The sequence below is a fragment of the Streptomyces sp. NPDC058221 genome (genome assembly GCF_042882365.1).
GTDB lineage: Bacteria > Actinomycetota > Actinomycetes > Streptomycetales > Streptomycetaceae > Streptomyces.
This window is the reverse complement of sequence record NZ_JBHVWF010000181.1, coordinates 1-14,285: the sequence shown is the minus strand read 5'-3', so window position 1 is coordinate 14,285 and position 14,285 is coordinate 1. Positions and strand designations below refer to the sequence as shown.

12 protein-coding genes are annotated in these 14,285 nt (G+C 69.6%); 4 read left to right on the top strand and 8 right to left on the bottom strand.

Going from position 1 to position 14,285, the window contains the following annotated elements; all coding sequences use genetic code 11:
* The 3 genes from alaS to ACFVW8_RS34765 all read right to left on the bottom strand — a co-directional run.
* Nucleotides 1-2,528 (bottom strand): alanine--tRNA ligase (gene alaS, locus ACFVW8_RS34775; RefSeq protein WP_389697235.1); only part of this gene is annotated, 2,528 nt, incomplete at its 3' end.
* Nucleotides 2,528-2,881, bottom strand: a complete 354-nt coding sequence (locus ACFVW8_RS34770) for a DUF6167 family protein (RefSeq protein ID WP_389697233.1) — start codon at nt 2,879-2,881, stop codon at nt 2,528-2,530. The genes ACFVW8_RS34770 and alaS, both read right to left, overlap by 1 nt.
* 7 nt (nt 2,882-2,888) lie before the next feature.
* Nucleotides 2,889-3,329, bottom strand: coding sequence for a DUF948 domain-containing protein (locus ACFVW8_RS34765; protein WP_389697237.1), 441 nt, complete (start codon nt 3,327-3,329; stop codon nt 2,889-2,891).
* Nucleotides 3,330-3,547: 218 nt separating this feature from the next.
* Here ACFVW8_RS34765 and ACFVW8_RS34760 point away from each other — a divergent pair, with 218 nt between their 5' ends.
* Nucleotides 3,548-5,788: an ATP-binding protein gene (locus ACFVW8_RS34760; RefSeq protein WP_389697231.1), complete on the top strand. Its 2,241-nt coding sequence runs from the start codon at nt 3,548-3,550 to the stop codon at nt 5,786-5,788.
* Between the two features lie 18 nt (nt 5,789-5,806).
* Here ACFVW8_RS34760 and rpsD read toward each other — a convergent pair whose 3' ends face one another.
* Nucleotides 5,807-6,421 carry a 30S ribosomal protein S4 gene (gene rpsD / locus ACFVW8_RS34755; protein WP_123528313.1) on the bottom strand — a complete coding sequence of 205 codons (615 nt, stop codon included), beginning with the start codon at nt 6,419-6,421 and terminating at the stop codon, nt 5,807-5,809.
* Nucleotides 6,422-6,609: 188 nt separating this feature from the next.
* Between rpsD and ACFVW8_RS34750 the strand changes: the two genes are divergently transcribed.
* Entirely contained in the window at nt 6,610-7,311 is a 702-nt protein-coding gene (locus ACFVW8_RS34750; RefSeq protein WP_389697228.1) for a DUF2470 domain-containing protein, read from the top strand.
* 17 nt (nt 7,312-7,328) lie between these two features.
* Here the strand turns inward: ACFVW8_RS34750 and ACFVW8_RS34745 are convergent, their stop codons facing one another.
* The 4 genes from ACFVW8_RS34745 to ACFVW8_RS34730 all read right to left on the bottom strand — a co-directional run bounded on the left by ACFVW8_RS34745 (nt 7,329) and on the right by ACFVW8_RS34730 (nt 11,703).
* Entirely contained in the window at nt 7,329-8,711 is a 1,383-nt protein-coding gene (locus ACFVW8_RS34745) for a replication-associated recombination protein A (RefSeq protein WP_389697226.1), read from the bottom strand.
* 75 nt (nt 8,712-8,786) lie between these two features.
* The gene (locus tag ACFVW8_RS34740) at nt 8,787-9,422 is read right to left on the bottom strand and encodes a vitamin K epoxide reductase family protein (protein WP_389697225.1); all 636 of its coding nucleotides are present in this window, start codon (nt 9,420-9,422) and stop codon (nt 8,787-8,789) included.
* Nucleotides 9,423-9,740: 318 nt separating this feature from the next.
* Nucleotides 9,741-11,003 carry a histidine--tRNA ligase gene (hisS, locus tag ACFVW8_RS34735; protein WP_389697223.1) on the bottom strand — a complete coding sequence of 421 codons (1,263 nt, stop codon included), beginning with the start codon at nt 11,001-11,003 and terminating at the stop codon, nt 9,741-9,743.
* A 13-nt stretch (nt 11,004-11,016) separates the two neighbouring features.
* Nucleotides 11,017-11,703, bottom strand: coding sequence for an MBL fold metallo-hydrolase (locus ACFVW8_RS34730; protein WP_389697221.1), 687 nt, complete (start codon nt 11,701-11,703; stop codon nt 11,017-11,019).
* Between the two features lie 147 nt (nt 11,704-11,850).
* Here ACFVW8_RS34730 and ACFVW8_RS34725 point away from each other — a divergent pair, with 147 nt between their 5' ends.
* A complete protein-coding gene (locus ACFVW8_RS34725; protein ID WP_389697219.1) occupies nt 11,851-12,645 on the top strand; it encodes a peptidylprolyl isomerase in 795 nt (264 codons plus the stop codon).
* Between the two features lie 196 nt (nt 12,646-12,841).
* Nucleotides 12,842-14,071, top strand: coding sequence for a DUF349 domain-containing protein (locus ACFVW8_RS34720; protein WP_389697217.1), 1,230 nt, complete (start codon nt 12,842-12,844; stop codon nt 14,069-14,071).
* Nucleotides 14,072-14,285 lie beyond the last annotated feature (214 nt).

Genomic DNA, 14,285 nt, shown 5'->3' with positions numbered 1-14,285 from the left:
CCGGCCTTCAGGCCGCGCTCACGGGCGGCCTCGTTGGTCGCGATGACGGTCAGCGGACGGCCGTTGGCCGTGGCGAACAGGGCCACGACGGCCGGCCGGCCGCCCTGGATGCGCCCGCGCACGTCGAGGACCAGCCTGCGCAGGTCGTCGGCCGAGGTGCCGTCCGGCACCTGCCCGGTGACCAGGGCGACGCCCCGTACGTCCTTGGCGGACTCGACGAGCCCGGCGGCGGCCGCCAGGACCTTCTCCGCACGGAACTTCTCGATCTCCTTCTCGGCGTCCTTCAGCTTGCCGAGCATTCCGGCGATCTTCTCCGGGAGCTCCTCGGAACGGCCCTTGACCAGCTCCTGGAGCTGGGCGACCACCGTGTGCTCCTTGGCGAGGAAGTTGTACGCGTCGACGCCGACAAGGGCCTCGATACGGCGCACACCGGAACCGATGGACGATTCGCCCAGCAGCTTCACCAGACCGAGCTGGGCGGTGTTGTGGACGTGCGTTCCGCCGCACAGCTCCTTGGAGAAGTCGCCGATGGTCACGACCCGGACCCGCTCGCCGTACTTCTCGCCGAACTCCGCGATGGCGCCCTGCTTCTTGGCGTCGTCGATGGACATGACCTCGGCCTGGACGTCCAGCTCGCGGGCCAGCACCTCGTTGATCTTCTGCTCGACGTCGGTCAGTACCGTGCCGGGGACGGCGGCGGGTGAGCCGAAGTCGAAGCGGAAGCGGCCCGGGGAGTTCTCCGAACCGGCCTGGGCCGCGGTCGGGCCCAGGGCGTCGCGCAGCGCCTGGTGCGTGAGGTGGGTGGCGCTGTGGGCGCGGGCGATGGCCCGGCGGCGGGTGTTGTCGATGGTGGCGAGGGCACTGGCGCCGACCGTCACCTCACCGACCTGGACCTGTCCCTTGTGCACGGAGACGCCCGGGACCGGCTGCTGGACGTCGCGCACCTGGATGACGGCGCCGGTGTCCAGCCGGATCCGGCCCTGGTCGGCGAGCTGGCCGCCGCCCTCGGCGTAGAACGGGGTGCGGTCCAGGACGACCTCGACCTCGTCGCCCTCGGAGGCGGCCGGCGAGGCGACGCCGTCGACGAGGAGACCGACGATCGTCGACTCGCCCTCGGTGGTGGTGTAGCCGGTGAACTCGGTGACGCCGGAGTTGTCGGCGACCTCGCGGTAGGCGGACAGGTCGGCGTGACCGGTCTTCTTGGCCTTGGCGTCGGCCTTGGCCTTGTCCCGCTGCTCCTGCATCAGGCGGCGGAATCCGTCCTCGTCCACGGACAGGCCCTGTTCCGCGGCCATCTCCAGGGTGAGGTCGATCGGGAAGCCCCAGGTGTCATGGAGCAGGAAGGCCTTGTCGCCGGCGATGACCTGGCCGCCGGCGGCCTTGGTCTCGGTGACGGCGGTCTCGAGGATGTTCGTACCGCCCTTGAGGGCCTTGACGAAGGCGGCCTCCTCGGCGAGGGCGACGGTCTCGATGCGCTTGCGGTCGGTGATCAGCTCGGGGTACTGCAGCCCCATCGTCTCGATCACGACGCCGACCAGTTCGTTGACGACGGGACCGGTGGCGCCCATCAGCCGCATCATACGGATGGCCCGGCGCATGATGCGGCGCAGCACGTAGCCGCGACCCTCGTTGCCGGGGGTGACACCGTCGCCGATGAGCATGACGGAGGTGCGGATGTGGTCCCCGACCACGCGGAGCGAGACGTCCGTGCCCTCGGCCGCGCCGTAGCGCACGCCGGTGAGCTCGGTGGCCTTGTCCATGACGACGCGCAGAGTGTCGGTCTCGTACATGTTCGGCACGCCCTGCAGGATCATCGCGAGGCGTTCGAGGCCGAGGCCGGTGTCGATGTTCTTGGAGGGCAGGTCGCCGAGGATCGGGAAGTCCTCCTTGCCGTCGCCGGCGCCGCGCTCGTACTGCATGAAGACCAGGTTCCAGATCTCCACATACCGCTCGTCGTTGACGGCCGGGCCGCCCTCGACGCCGAACTCGGGGCCGCGGTCGTAGTTGATCTCGGAACAGGGACCACAGGGACCGGGGACGCCCATGGACCAGAAGTTGTCCTTCTTGCCCAGGCGCTGGATGCGCTCGGCGGGTACCCCGATCCGGTCGCGCCAGATCTGCTCGGCCTCGTCGTCGTCGAGGTAGACCGTGATCCAGAGCTTCTCGGGGTCGAGGCCGAAGCAGCCGTCCGCCACGGAGCCGGTGAGCAGCTCCCAGGCGTAGTCGATGGCGCCTTCCTTGAAGTAGTCACCGAAGGAGAAGTTCCCGCACATCTGGAAGAACGTGCCGTGCCGGGTGGTCTTGCCGACCTCTTCGATGTCCGGCGTGCGGACGCACTTCTGCACGCTGGTGACGCGCGGCGCGGGCGGCTTGACCTCGCCGAGGAAGTACGGCTTGAAGGGCACCATGCCGGCCGGGACCAGCAGCAGAGTCGGGTCGTCCGCGATGAGCGACGCCGAAGGGACGACGGTGTGACCGCGCTCCTCGTAGAAGCTCAGCCAGCGGCGGCGAATTTCTGCCGACTCCATCAGTGGTCCTCATTCCGGTTGTACGAGTTGTAGGGAAGCTTGCGGTTTCGGGTGGGCGCCCCGCGCCTGTCGGGCTCCGCCGCCTCGACGGCGTAGTGCGGCTGCACGGGGAGGTCGGGGTCGACGGGGGCTTCGAGGCCCAGCGCCTCGCCGAGCTCGGCCTCGCGTCTGACCATTCCCTCGCGGACGTCCAGGGCGAAGTCCTTGAGCTTGTGACCGGCCACGACCGCCTTGTCGGCGGCCTGAGCCGCGAGGCTCTCGGGGGTCAGCTGCTTGATCTTGCGGTTGACCTTGGCGGTGGCCCAGACCCCGGCGGCTGCGCCGGCGGTGAACCAGAACGTACGGCGGAACATCGCTGCGTCAGTCCTTCGATCCGCGGGAGTTTCTGCCGTTGCGCTTCCTGCCACGCGCGGACGGCACGGTCCGGCCGACGATCACCGATCGCCGGGAACGCGTTTCCGGTTCGGGGGCGGTCCTGCGGCCGATGGCCTGCCGGACCCCGTAGCCGAACGCGACGACCTTGACCAGCGGGCCGCCGAAGGTCGAGGCCACGGTGGTGGAGAGCGCCGAGGCGTTGGAGGTGACCTCCTGGACGTCCGTGGCAATCGCGTCGACCTTGTCGAGCTGCGTCTGCGCCGAGCGTACGGTCGCGGAGGCGTCGGCGAGCAGCGGGACGGCCTGTTCGGTCACGTCCGCCACGAGTTCGGTGGTCGCCCTGAGCGTCTGGGCGAGCCTCACCAGCACAACGGCGAGGAACGAAACCAGGATCGCCCAGAAGACGGCCACCAGGATCCCGGCCACCTCACCACCGGACACAGTGCACCGCTCTCTCTGGCTTGTCGTCTGTCTCTGTCTTGCGTTCCCTGCCCGGTGGGCGGCGGTCTCCGCAGCCGCCGGTCAGCGCCTCCGAGCCTATCGCGCCGGGGCTCACGCCCTGTACCGCATTACCGGTTGGCACGGCGGGAGTTCCCGCAACGCGATTGTACGGAGCGCTTTCGGGCCAGTACTCTGCGTGTTTCATGCGACGCTCTCAGCGCCCCTTCCCCTCCCCCGACGATTCGGGCCCGCCGCCCACCGCGCGTGGCGGACTCGTGCGCACTCTTCCGGGCAATCTGCCGGCGGAACTGAACAGATTCGTGGGACGCGAAGACGAGTTGGCCGATCTCGCCGGGCTGTTGGAGCAGTCCAGGCTCGTCACCGTCGTCGGCGTGGGCGGGGTGGGCAAGACCCGGCTGGCCACCAGGGTCGCGGCCCTCCAGGAGAAACGGTACTGCGACGGGGTGTGGCTGGTGGAGCTGTCCGCCGTCCACGATCCCGGGCTGCTGGAGCACGCTCTCGTCGACGCGCTGGGCCTGACCGACCACACCAACAGGCCGCCCCGCACCACTCTTCTCGAACACTGCGCCGGGCGCCGGCTCCTGCTGGTGATCGACGGCTTCGAACATCTCGTGGACGCCTGTGCGGAGTTGGTGCGCGATCTGCTGCGCCGGGCGCCGCGGCTGCGGGTACTGGCAGTCGGCCGGCTGCCGCTCGAACTCGACGGGGAGGCCGGCTACCCGCTCGCGACCATGTCCGACGGGGACGCGCTCCGGCTCTTCGCGGAGCGGGCGGCTGCGGTGCGTCCGGAGTTCCGGCTGACCGAGCAGACCCGCGGTGCGGCCCTGGAACTCTGCCGGCGGCTGGACGGCATCCCGCTCGCCCTGGAGCTGGCCGCCGGGCGGCTGCGGGCCCTGTCGACCGAACAGGTGCTGGAACGGCTGGACGACCGCTTCCAGCTGCTGACCGGCAGCAGCCGCAGCGCACTGCCCCGCCATCAGACGCTCCGTACGGCGATCGGCTGGAGCCATGAGCTGTGCGCTCCGGAGCAACGGCTGCTGTGGTCGAGGCTCTCGGTCTTCGCAGGACAGTTCGATCTGGAGGCCGTCGAGTACATCTGCAGCGGCTCCGATCTCCCGGCCGACTCGGTACTCGACGTGCTCTCCGGGCTGTTGGCGCAGTCCATCGTGGCGCGGGAGGACTCGTCGGCCGGTACCCGCTACCGGATGCTCGACACGGTGCGCGAGTACGGCGCCGAGTGGCTGGCGGCGACCGGCGAGACGGAACGCCTGCGCCGCCGCCACCGCGACTGGTTCCTGGGGCTCGCGACCTGGTGCGAACTGGACTGGTTCAGTCCGCGGCAGGCCGAGGTTGCGGCCCGAGCGGAGGCCGAACTGCCGAATCTGCGACGGGCCATGGAGTGTTCGCTGGAGTGCCCGGAGGAGGCGCATCTCGCGCAGTACCTGGCGGGAACGCTCTGGTTCCTGTGGGTCGGCTGCGGCCGGCTCTCGGAGGGGCGTCACTGGCTGGTCCATGTGCTGGAGGAGGAGACCCCGTACGACTCCTCGCGCCTGAAGGCGCTGTGGGTGCTCGGCTATGTCGCAGTACTGCAGGGCGACCCGGTGGGTGCGATCTCGGCGCTGACGGAGTGCCGGGAGGAGGCGGAACTTGCGGGCGACACCACGGCATCGGCGTACGCGGTCCACCGCACCGGCTGTCTGGCACTTGTCACGGACGACACGACGCGCGCGCAGGAGCTGCTGCACGACGCGCTCGGCCGCTACCGGGAGCTCGGGGAGCTGAACAGCAATGTGCTGATGGCCCAGGTCGAGCTGGCGATGACGGTCGGGTTCCGGGGCGACCTGGACCGCGCGGTCACGATCTGCGAAGAGGTCCGGGACATCTGCGAGGACCACGGGGAGCGGTGGGCGCTCAGCTACGCGTTGTTCGTCCTGGCCTTCGCCGCACTGCAGCGGGGCCGTCCCGCTCGCGCCCGGGAGCTTCTCGGGGAGTCGCTGTCCATCAGCCACACCTTCCACGATCTGCTCGGCACCGTGCTCTCACTGGAGCTGCTGGCGCTCGTCACGGTCGTCGAGGGCGACGCGGCCGAGGCGGCGCTGCTGCAGGGGGCCGCCGAACAGATCTGGCCATCGGTGGGACTGCCGCTGTTCGGCTCGGCACACTACGGGGCCCCGAAGGCCCGGTGCGAGGAGCTGGCCCGTCATGAACTGGGGGATGCGCGGTACGCGTCGCAGCGCCGCGCGGGCGGGCGGCTGGGGGCGGACGCGGTGGTGACCAGGGCTCTGGCGGTCCGGTCCGGGGAACGGCAGAACGGCACGGGCCCCGGGGCGGAGGAGGCACCCGGTCCGCAGCCGTCGGCCGGCAGGACGCGAAAGCCCGCCGCCTCCCCGACTTCGGGAAGGGGCGGGCCTGAGCGCCGGTGAGGAGCGACTACGCCTGAATCAACGGGCGTAGTACTCGACGACGAGCTGCTCGTCGCAGATCACGGGGATTTCCTTGCGGTTCGGGTCCCGGTCAAGGCGGAAGGCCAGGGCCTTCAGGTTCACCTGCAGGTAGCGCGGGGTCTCACCGTCGGTGTCGTAACCACCCTCGCGGGCAACCTGGAAGGGGTGCTTGTCGCGGCTGCGCTCGCGGACCATCACGATGTTGTCGGGACGGACGCGGAAGGACGGCTTGTCGACCTTGTGGCCGTCGACCTCGATGTGACCGTGCACGACCATCTGGCGCGCCTGGTAGATCGTCTTGGCGATGCCGGAACGCAGAACCAGCGCGTCGAGGCGGCGCTCGAGCTCGACGACGAGAGCCTCGCCCGTCTTGCCCTCGGCCTTCTTGGCGCGGTCGTAGGCACGCGCCATCTGACGCTCGCTGATGTCGTACTGGGCACGCAGACGCTGCTTCTCGAGCAGACGGACCTTGTAGTCCGAGTTCTGCTTGCGGCCGCGGCCGTGCTCGCCCGGCGGGTAGGGGCGGGCCTCGAAGTACTTGACGGCCTTCGGCGTCAGCGCAATGCCGAGCGCGCGGCTCTTCTTGACCTTGGGACGCGACTGATTAGGCACGTTCTCCAGACCTCCGTTGTAGGTTAGGTTAGGCTCACCTTACTCAAGGAGATCGCATGTCTCGCCCTGGGAACACCACACACGTCACGGACAGCACAGACAGCGGCAGCACACAGAAAAGTGCTGCTACGACGGAAGGCCGATCTGATCGTGGTCAGCCGCGTCCCAGCGGGCTTGAAAACACTCGGATGCCGTCAGCAGCCGAGCGCACACGAACTCTCGTACAGAGTACCTGCTCCGCGGTACTGCTCATCCCCGGCCTCGGCTCAGCGGGCTCGGACCACCTGATCCCACGGTCGCGCAGCGTGGGTCCGGAGGGGGATCTGTTCCTGGATTTCCCCGCGGATTCCCCGGCCGTACGGGCCGCGACGCACGCCCAGGACGACGAGCTCTCGGCTGTGCTGGAGATCACCGACGTCGCCCCGGTATCCGTACCGCACCGCATCCGCGGCCGCGCCCGGGTCTCCGGCTGGCTCACCACCGTACCCGGCATGGCGGGGCCCGGCCGGATGCTGCTGCGGCTGGAGACGGGTGAGGCGTACGTCGACGATCTCTGGGGTGCGCAGAGCGTCGAGCCGGAGGAATTGCGGGATGCGGTGGCCGACCCGCTCGCCGGCCACGAGGCCGGACTGCTCCAGCATCTGCACGCGGCGCACGGAGAGCAGCTGGGGACGCTGTGCGGACTGCTCGGCGAGCGGGCCGCGGACGCCTGCTCGGCGCACCGCCCTGCCGTCGTGCCGGTCGCACTGGACCGTCTCGGGCTGCGGGTGCGCTTCTGCGAGCGGGACGGAAGGTGCTTCGACGCGCGCTTCGAGTTCCCCGAGCCGGTGCGCGACGTGGTCGAACTGCGCCATGCCATCCACACGCTCTTCGAAGCGGCCGCGCCCTGATGCCGGGGCCGGGAGCCCTATGAACCGGAGGGGCTCGCCCCGCCGTCGGCGTCCGTACGGCCGAGCCGTTCACGGACCCGGTCCGCCACGTCCGCGTACCGTGCCTCGGCGCCGTACCGGGTGGGCACGTAGTAGCGCTTGTCGCGGACGGCGTCCGGGGCGTACTGCTGGGCGGCGATACCGCCGGGGACGTCGTGCGGATAGACATAGCCCTGTGCGTGGCCGAGCTTGGCGGCGCCCTTGTAGTGGCCGTCGCGCAGATGGGCCGGGACCGGGCCGGCCAGGCCCTTGCGTACGTCCTCCTGGGCGGCGGAGATCGCCAGCGTCGCCGCGTTGGACTTGGGGGCGAGGGCCAGGGCGATCGTGGCGTGGCTGAGCGTGAGCGCCGCCTCCGGGAAGCCGATCATCGCGACCGCCTGGGCCGCCGCGACCGCGATGGGCAGGGCCGTGGGGTCGGCGAGGCCGATGTCCTCACTGGCCGAGATCATCAGCCGCCGGGCGATGAACCGGGGGTCCTCCCCCGCCTCGATCATCCGGGCCAGATAGTGCAGTGCGGCATCGACGTCCGAGCCGCGGATCGACTTGATCAGCGCACTCGCCACGTCGTAGTGCTGGTCGCCGTCCCGGTCGTACTTCACGGCCGCACGGTCGACCGTCTCCTCCAGGGTCAGGAGGGTGATCTCATCCTCCTGCTTCGACAGCGCCGCCCCGGCCGCAGCCTCCAGCGCCGTCAGCGCACGGCGTGCGTCACCCCCCGCGATGCGCAGCAGATGCTCCTCGGCGTCCTCGGGCAGGGCCACCGCGCCGCCGAGTCCGCGCTCGTCGGTCAGGGCCCGGCGCAGCAGACCCCGCAGGTCGTCGTCGGTCAGCGACTCGAGGGTCAGCAGCAGTGAGCGCGAGAGCAGCGGGGAGATGATCGAGAAGTACGGATTCTCGGTGGTGGCCGCGATCAGCGTCACCCAGCGGTTCTCCACGGCCGGGAGCAGCGAGTCCTGCTGCGCCTTGGAGAAGCGGTGGATCTCGTCCAGGAAGAGGACGGTCTCCTTGCCGTAGCCACCGGTGGCGCGGCGGGCGCCCTCGATGACCGTCCGCACTTCCTTGACTCCCGCGGTGATCGCGGAGAGCTCGACGAAGCGCTTGTTGGTGGCCTTGCTGACCACGTACGCAAGAGTCGTCTTCCCGATGCCGGGGGGACCCCAGAGGATCACCGAGGACGGACCGGCCGGTCCCCCGCTTCCCTCGCCGACGAGGCGGCGCAGCGGCGAGCCCGGTTTGAGCAGATGCTGCTGGCCGACGACCTCGTCGAGGGTACGCGGACGCATCCGGACAGCGAGGGGGCTGCTGGACGGGTCCTTCTCCTGGCGGTCTTCGGCTGCTGCGGTAAAGAGGTCGGGCTCCACGTTTTGAAGCCTATGTCACCGCACTGACAATCCCGCCGGGCCCCGAGCAGGACCCTTCCTGGCACAAGGGGCCGCTCAGCTGGTCCAGAAGTCCCACCAGCGGGTCAGGATGAGCATGCCGATGATGCCGACCCACAGGACCGGCGGAACCCAGTGGAACTCCGCCAGCCCGTTGCGCAGCCAGTTCGGCGCGGGCAGGATCCGGTGCTTGATGTTGTGCGTGGTGACGTAGCAGAACATGAGGATCGTGGCGACCCAGGCGAGGCAGCACCACAGGCAGAGGGAATTGATGTTGTACAGCGACTGGTACTGGAGCCAGGTGCAGAAGCCGACCCCGAACAGGGTGCCTGCGTTCATCCCCAGCCAGTACCAGCTGCGGAAGCGCGCACCGGCGAGCAGTGCCAGTCCGATGCCGATGATCACGGGATAGGTGGCAAGGCCGAGCCACGGGTTGGGGAAGCCGAAGGCCGCCGCCTGCTCGCTCTTCATGATGTTGCCGCAGGACACCACCGGGTTGAGACTGCAGCCCGGGACGAAGGTGGGATCCTCCATCAGCTTGAGCTTGTCGAGCGTGATGACCCACGCGGCAAGAAGTCCGGCAGCGCCCGTGATCATCAGCAGCAGTGCGAACGTGCGACCGCCGCCGATGGTCCTCTTCCCGTCGTCCTCGTCCTGATGGGAGGAGGGATGGTCAACCGCTGCAGTCGTCATATCGCCGTTCCGTCGCTGAGTAGCCTGCTGGGCACGGTCATTGTGCCGCACCTCTGCACCGGTCTTCCGTTCGATGAACATAAAGGTGCATGCGAAAACAAGCGTGCCGTCCGTGCACGGACGGCCTCGACGGCACCGGACGCAGGGGCTCTCGCTTCCGGCCAGGGCGCGGGCCTCCGCCTGCCGTCACCGGCTCTTCCGGACCGGAATCCTTCGTCAGGATGAATCCAGATTCGCCGAGTTGACGGAACGGGCCGGGGCGCGGAGCCACTGGTCGCAGGCGGCCGGAGAACTGCCGCCTGCGACCGGTGAAGGGACCTACGCCAGGCGCGCCTTGACCACCTCGGTCACATCGGCCAGGGGAACGGCGGCCTGCTCGCCGGACTCCATGTCCTTGAGCTGCACGACACCCTCGGCCAGATCACGCTCGCCGGCCACGACGGTGAACCGCGCGCCCGACCGGTTGGCGCTCTTCATCGCGCCCTTGAGACCGCGGCCCCCGAACGCGAAGTCCGCGGCCACGCCCTCGCGGCGCAGCTGTGTGACGACGGCGAACAGCTTGCGCCGCGCGTCCTCGCCGAGCGGGACGGCGAAGACACTGGTGGTCGAGGGCAGTTCGAGCTCGATGCCCTCCGCCTCCAGGGCGAGCACGGTGCGGTCCACGCCGAGCGCCCAGCCCACCGACGGGAGCGCCGGGCCGCCGATCATCTCGGAGAGGCCGTCGTACCGGCCGCCGCCGCCCACCGCCGACTGCGAGCCCAGTCCGTCGTGGACGAACTCGAAGGTGGTGCGGGTGTAGTAGTCGAGGCCGCGGACGAGCTTCTCGTCGTCCTCGTACACCACGCCCGCCGCGTTGAGCAGGTCGCGGACCTCCTCGTGGTACGCCTTGCAGGCGTCGCAGAGGTAGTCGCGCAGCGCCGGGGCGCCGGTGAGCTGCTTCTGGACCTCGGGGCGCTTGTCGTCGAGGACCCGGAGCGGGTTGATCTCGATGCGGCGGCGGGTCTCCTCGTCCAGGTCGAGCTCGCGCAGGAAGCCCTGGAGTGCGTCGCGGTAGACGGGCCTGCACTCCTTGTCGCCCAGCGAGTTCAGCAGGATGCGGAATTCGCGCAGCCCCAGCGTGCGGTACGCCTGGTCGGCCAGGATGATCAGTTCGGCGTCCAGCGCCGGGTCCTCGGCACCGATGGCCTCGGCGCCGACCTGCGAGAAGTGGCGGTAACGGCCCTTCTGCGGGCGCTCGTAGCGGTAGTACGAGCCGGAGTACCAGAGCTTGACCGGCAGATTGCCGAGCTTGTGGAGGTTGGCCTCCAGGGCGGCGCGCAGCACGGACGCGGTGCCCTCGGGGCGCAGGGCGAGCTCGGAGCCGCCCTTGGTGGTGAGGGTGTACATCTCCTTGCTCACGATGTCGGTGGACTCACCGACGCCTCGGGAGAAGAGGGCCACGTCCTCGAAGCCGGGGGTCTCGATGTAGCCGTAGCCGGAGTTCTTCAGAGGCGCGGAGATCGCCTCACGCACCGCGAGGTACTTCGCGGAGTCGGGCGGGGTCAGGTCGTACGTGCCCTTGGGGGCCTTGAAGGTGCTCACGATTTCGCTCTCGTCACATTCCTCGTCGGGGCGCGTCCATACCGGACAGATACGGATTGGTGGCGCGCTCGCGGCCGATGGTCGTCTGGGGGCCGTGGCCGGACAGCACCACGGTCGAGTCGTCGAGCGGCAGGCACACGCGGGCCAGCGACTCGAGCAGCTCGGCCTGGTCGCCGCCGGGCAGGTCGGTGCGTCCGACGGAGCCGGCGAAGAGCAGGTCGCCCGAGAAGAGAACCTGCGGAACCTCCGCGGCCTCGGGCATCCTGAACGTCACCGACCCCTTGGTATGGCCGGGCGCATGCGAGACACCGAACTCCAGACCGGCCAGCCTCAGCCGGGCCCCGTCGCTCAGCTCCTTGACGTCGTCCGGTTCGCCCACCGTCAGCTCGCCCATGAGCGGCATCCCGATGGAGCGGCCGAGGGCCTTCTCCGGGTCACTCATCATGTAGCGGTCCTCGGGGTGGATCCAGGCAGGGACGTCGTGCGCGCCGCAGACCGGGACGACCGAGGCGACGTGGTCGATGTGGCCGTGGGTGAGCACGACGGCGACGGGCTTCAGCCGATGCTTCCTCAGCGCTTCCTCGACCCCGGACGCGGCCTGGTGGCCCGGGTCGATGATCACGCACTCCTCACCTGCGGCGGGGGCGACCAGGTAACAGTTGGTCCCCCAGGCCCCGGCGGGGAACCCGGCAATGAGCACGATCGTCCTTAATGGTCGTCCGACGAGGGGTTGCGGCTGCGAGGTCGCAGCAGTTCAGAGCCTACCGGCGCTCCTCATTCCACAGCTAACCCATATACGGTACGGGGCAACTCAGGCCCGACAGACGACGTACAAGGAGATCACCCGGTGGTCAGCAGCGATCAGCGGCGGCGGCAGCTCGCCAGGGAGAAGTTCGAGCGGCAGCAGCAGCGCCGGGAGGAGGCCCGCCGCAGGACGCGGAGGCTGACGGTCATCATCACCTCAGCGGTGGCCGTGGTGGCCGTCATCGGCGGCGTCACCTACTTCGCCACCGGCGACGACGGCAAGAAGGACAAGGCCGACGCGGCCGCGAGCCAGAGCCCGTCGGCCTCACCCTCGCCCTCGGCGAGCAAGGAGAGCGCGCCCGAGCCGGCGATGAAGATCGACAAGAAGGCGAAGTACACCCTGTCGCTCAAGACGAGCCAGGGCGACATCGCGTTCACGATGGACGCGGCGAAGACGCCGCACACCGCGAACTCCTTCAAGTCGCTCGCCGACAAGGGCTTCTTCGACGGTACGAAGTGCCACCGTGTGACCACGCAGGGTATTTACGTCCTCCAGTGCGGCGACCCCAAGGGCGACGGCACCGGCGGTCCGGGCTACACGATTCCGGACGAGAACCTCACCGCCCTGGGCAAGGCCGGCAAGGACGGCACGGTGACGTACCCGGCGGGCACGGTGGCGATGGCCAACACAGGCCAGGCGCACACCGGAGGCAGCCAGTTCTTCCTGGTCTACAAGGACAGCAAACTGCCGCCCACCTACACGCCGTTCGGCACGATGGACAAGGATTCGCTGAAGTCGGTCGAGGCCATCGGCAAGGCGGGGGTCACCGGTGGCGCCGCCGACGGTGCGCCGAAGAAGGCCGTGAACATCTCGAAGGCGGCCGTCGACAAGGCATGAGCGCGGCGGGCCCGGCGTGATCCGCACCACAGGCACCTGACGCGGGCCGGATAATTTCGGCCGCGCGGAGTGCGGACAGCCGGGTGGCCCGTCGCCTAGATTGGCGTTGTGCAGGGCGGGCGCTGCCCGCCCCAGGAAACTGTGGACGATGCCAGGGGGGCGAACCCTCTCGCGGGCATCAGGTGGAGGAGGCGCTGTGAGCAGCGACCCGTGGGGCCGTGTCGACGAGACAGGCACCGTGTACGTGCGTACAGCCGACGGCGAGCAGGTCGTCGGATCGTGGCAGGCCGGTTCTCCGGCGGAGGCCCTGGCCTACTTCGAGCGCAAGTACGAGGGCATTGTGGTCGAGATCGGCCTCCTCGAGCGGCGGGTGAAGACCACCGATCTGTCCGCGAAGGACGCGACGACCGCCATCGAGCATCTGCGTGCGCAGGTCGACGAGCACCACGCGGTCGGCGACCTCGACGCGCTGCGCAAGCGGCTGGACGCCCTGGTGGCGACGGTCGACTCGCGGCGCGAGGAGCGCAAGGCCCAGAAGGCGAAGCAGACCGACGAGGCGAAGCACGCCAAGGAGGCGCTGGTCGTCGAGGCCGAGGAGCTGGCGCAGAGCGAGCAGTGGCGCTCCGCGGGTGAGCGGCTGCGCGCGCTCGTCGACACGTGGAAGGGCCTGCCGCGGCTCGACCGCAAGTCCGACGACGAGCTGTGGCACCGCTTCTCGCACGCGCGCTCGGCGTTCTCCAAGCGCCGCAAGGCCCACTTCGCCGCGCTGGACGCCCAGCGCGAGGAGGCCCGCAAGGCCAAGGAGAAGCTGGTCGTCGAGGCCGAGTCGCTGTCCGGATCCTCGGACTGGGGCCCGACGGCTGCCCGCTACCGCGATCTGATGACGGAGTGGAAGGCAGCGGGCCGCGCCCAGCGCGAGGCCGAGGACGATCTGTGGAACCGTTTCCGCGGTGCCCAGGACGTCTTCTTCGCCGCCCGCAGCGAGGTCTTCGCCGAGCGGGACGCGGAGCAGGGCGAGAACCTCAAGCTCAAGGAGGAGCTCGCGGTCGAGGCCGAGAAGCTGGTGCCGGTGAAGGACCTCAAGGCCTCCAGGGCGGCGTTCAGGGCCATCAACGAGCGCTGGGAGGCCATCGGCCACGTGCCGCGTGACGCCCGTCCGAAGGTCGAGGGGCGGATGCACACGGTGGAGCGGGCGCTCCAGGAGGCCGAGGAGTCGGAGTGGCGCCGGACGAACCCGGAGGCACGTGCCCGTGCCGCGGGTCTGACCGGCCAGCTCCAGTCGGCCGTGGACAAGCTGCGCACCCAGATCGACGCGGCGCGCGCCTCGGGCAACAACAGCCGTGCGGACAAGCTGGCCCGTGAGCTCGAGGGCCGGCAGGCGCTGCTGGACCAGGCGCTGAAGGGCCTGGAGGAGTTCGGCGGCTGAGCAGCTGTTCGCCTCTCCTGTCGTGAAGGGCCCCTCCGCCGGTGGCGGAGGGGCCCTTCACGTGGTCCTGCGGCAGGGCCGCGCCTCCCGCCCTGGGACATGAGCCACCGCAGCCCCCCCCCCATTACCTTTTTGGTGGCCCCGCAACGGGGCTCCCGGCCTCCGGGCTCGGCATGAAATAACCCCCATGTTAATAAATATACTGGGGGGGGTG

Bases quoted from the DNA above. Each gene is read 5' to 3' on its own strand.
- ACFVW8_RS34760 (WP_389697231.1), top strand. From the start codon at position 3,548: ATGCGACGCTCTCAGCGCCCCTTCCCCTCCCCCGACGATTCGGGCCCG.
- ACFVW8_RS34750 (WP_389697228.1), top strand. From the start codon at position 6,610: ATGCCGTCAGCAGCCGAGCGCACACGAACTCTCGTACAGAGTACCTGC.
- ACFVW8_RS34770 (WP_389697233.1), bottom strand. From the start codon at position 2,881: ATGTTCCGCCGTACGTTCTGGTTCACCGCCGGCGCAGCCGCCGGGGTC.
- ACFVW8_RS34740 (WP_389697225.1), bottom strand. From the start codon at position 9,422: ATGACGACTGCAGCGGTTGACCATCCCTCCTCCCATCAGGACGAGGAC.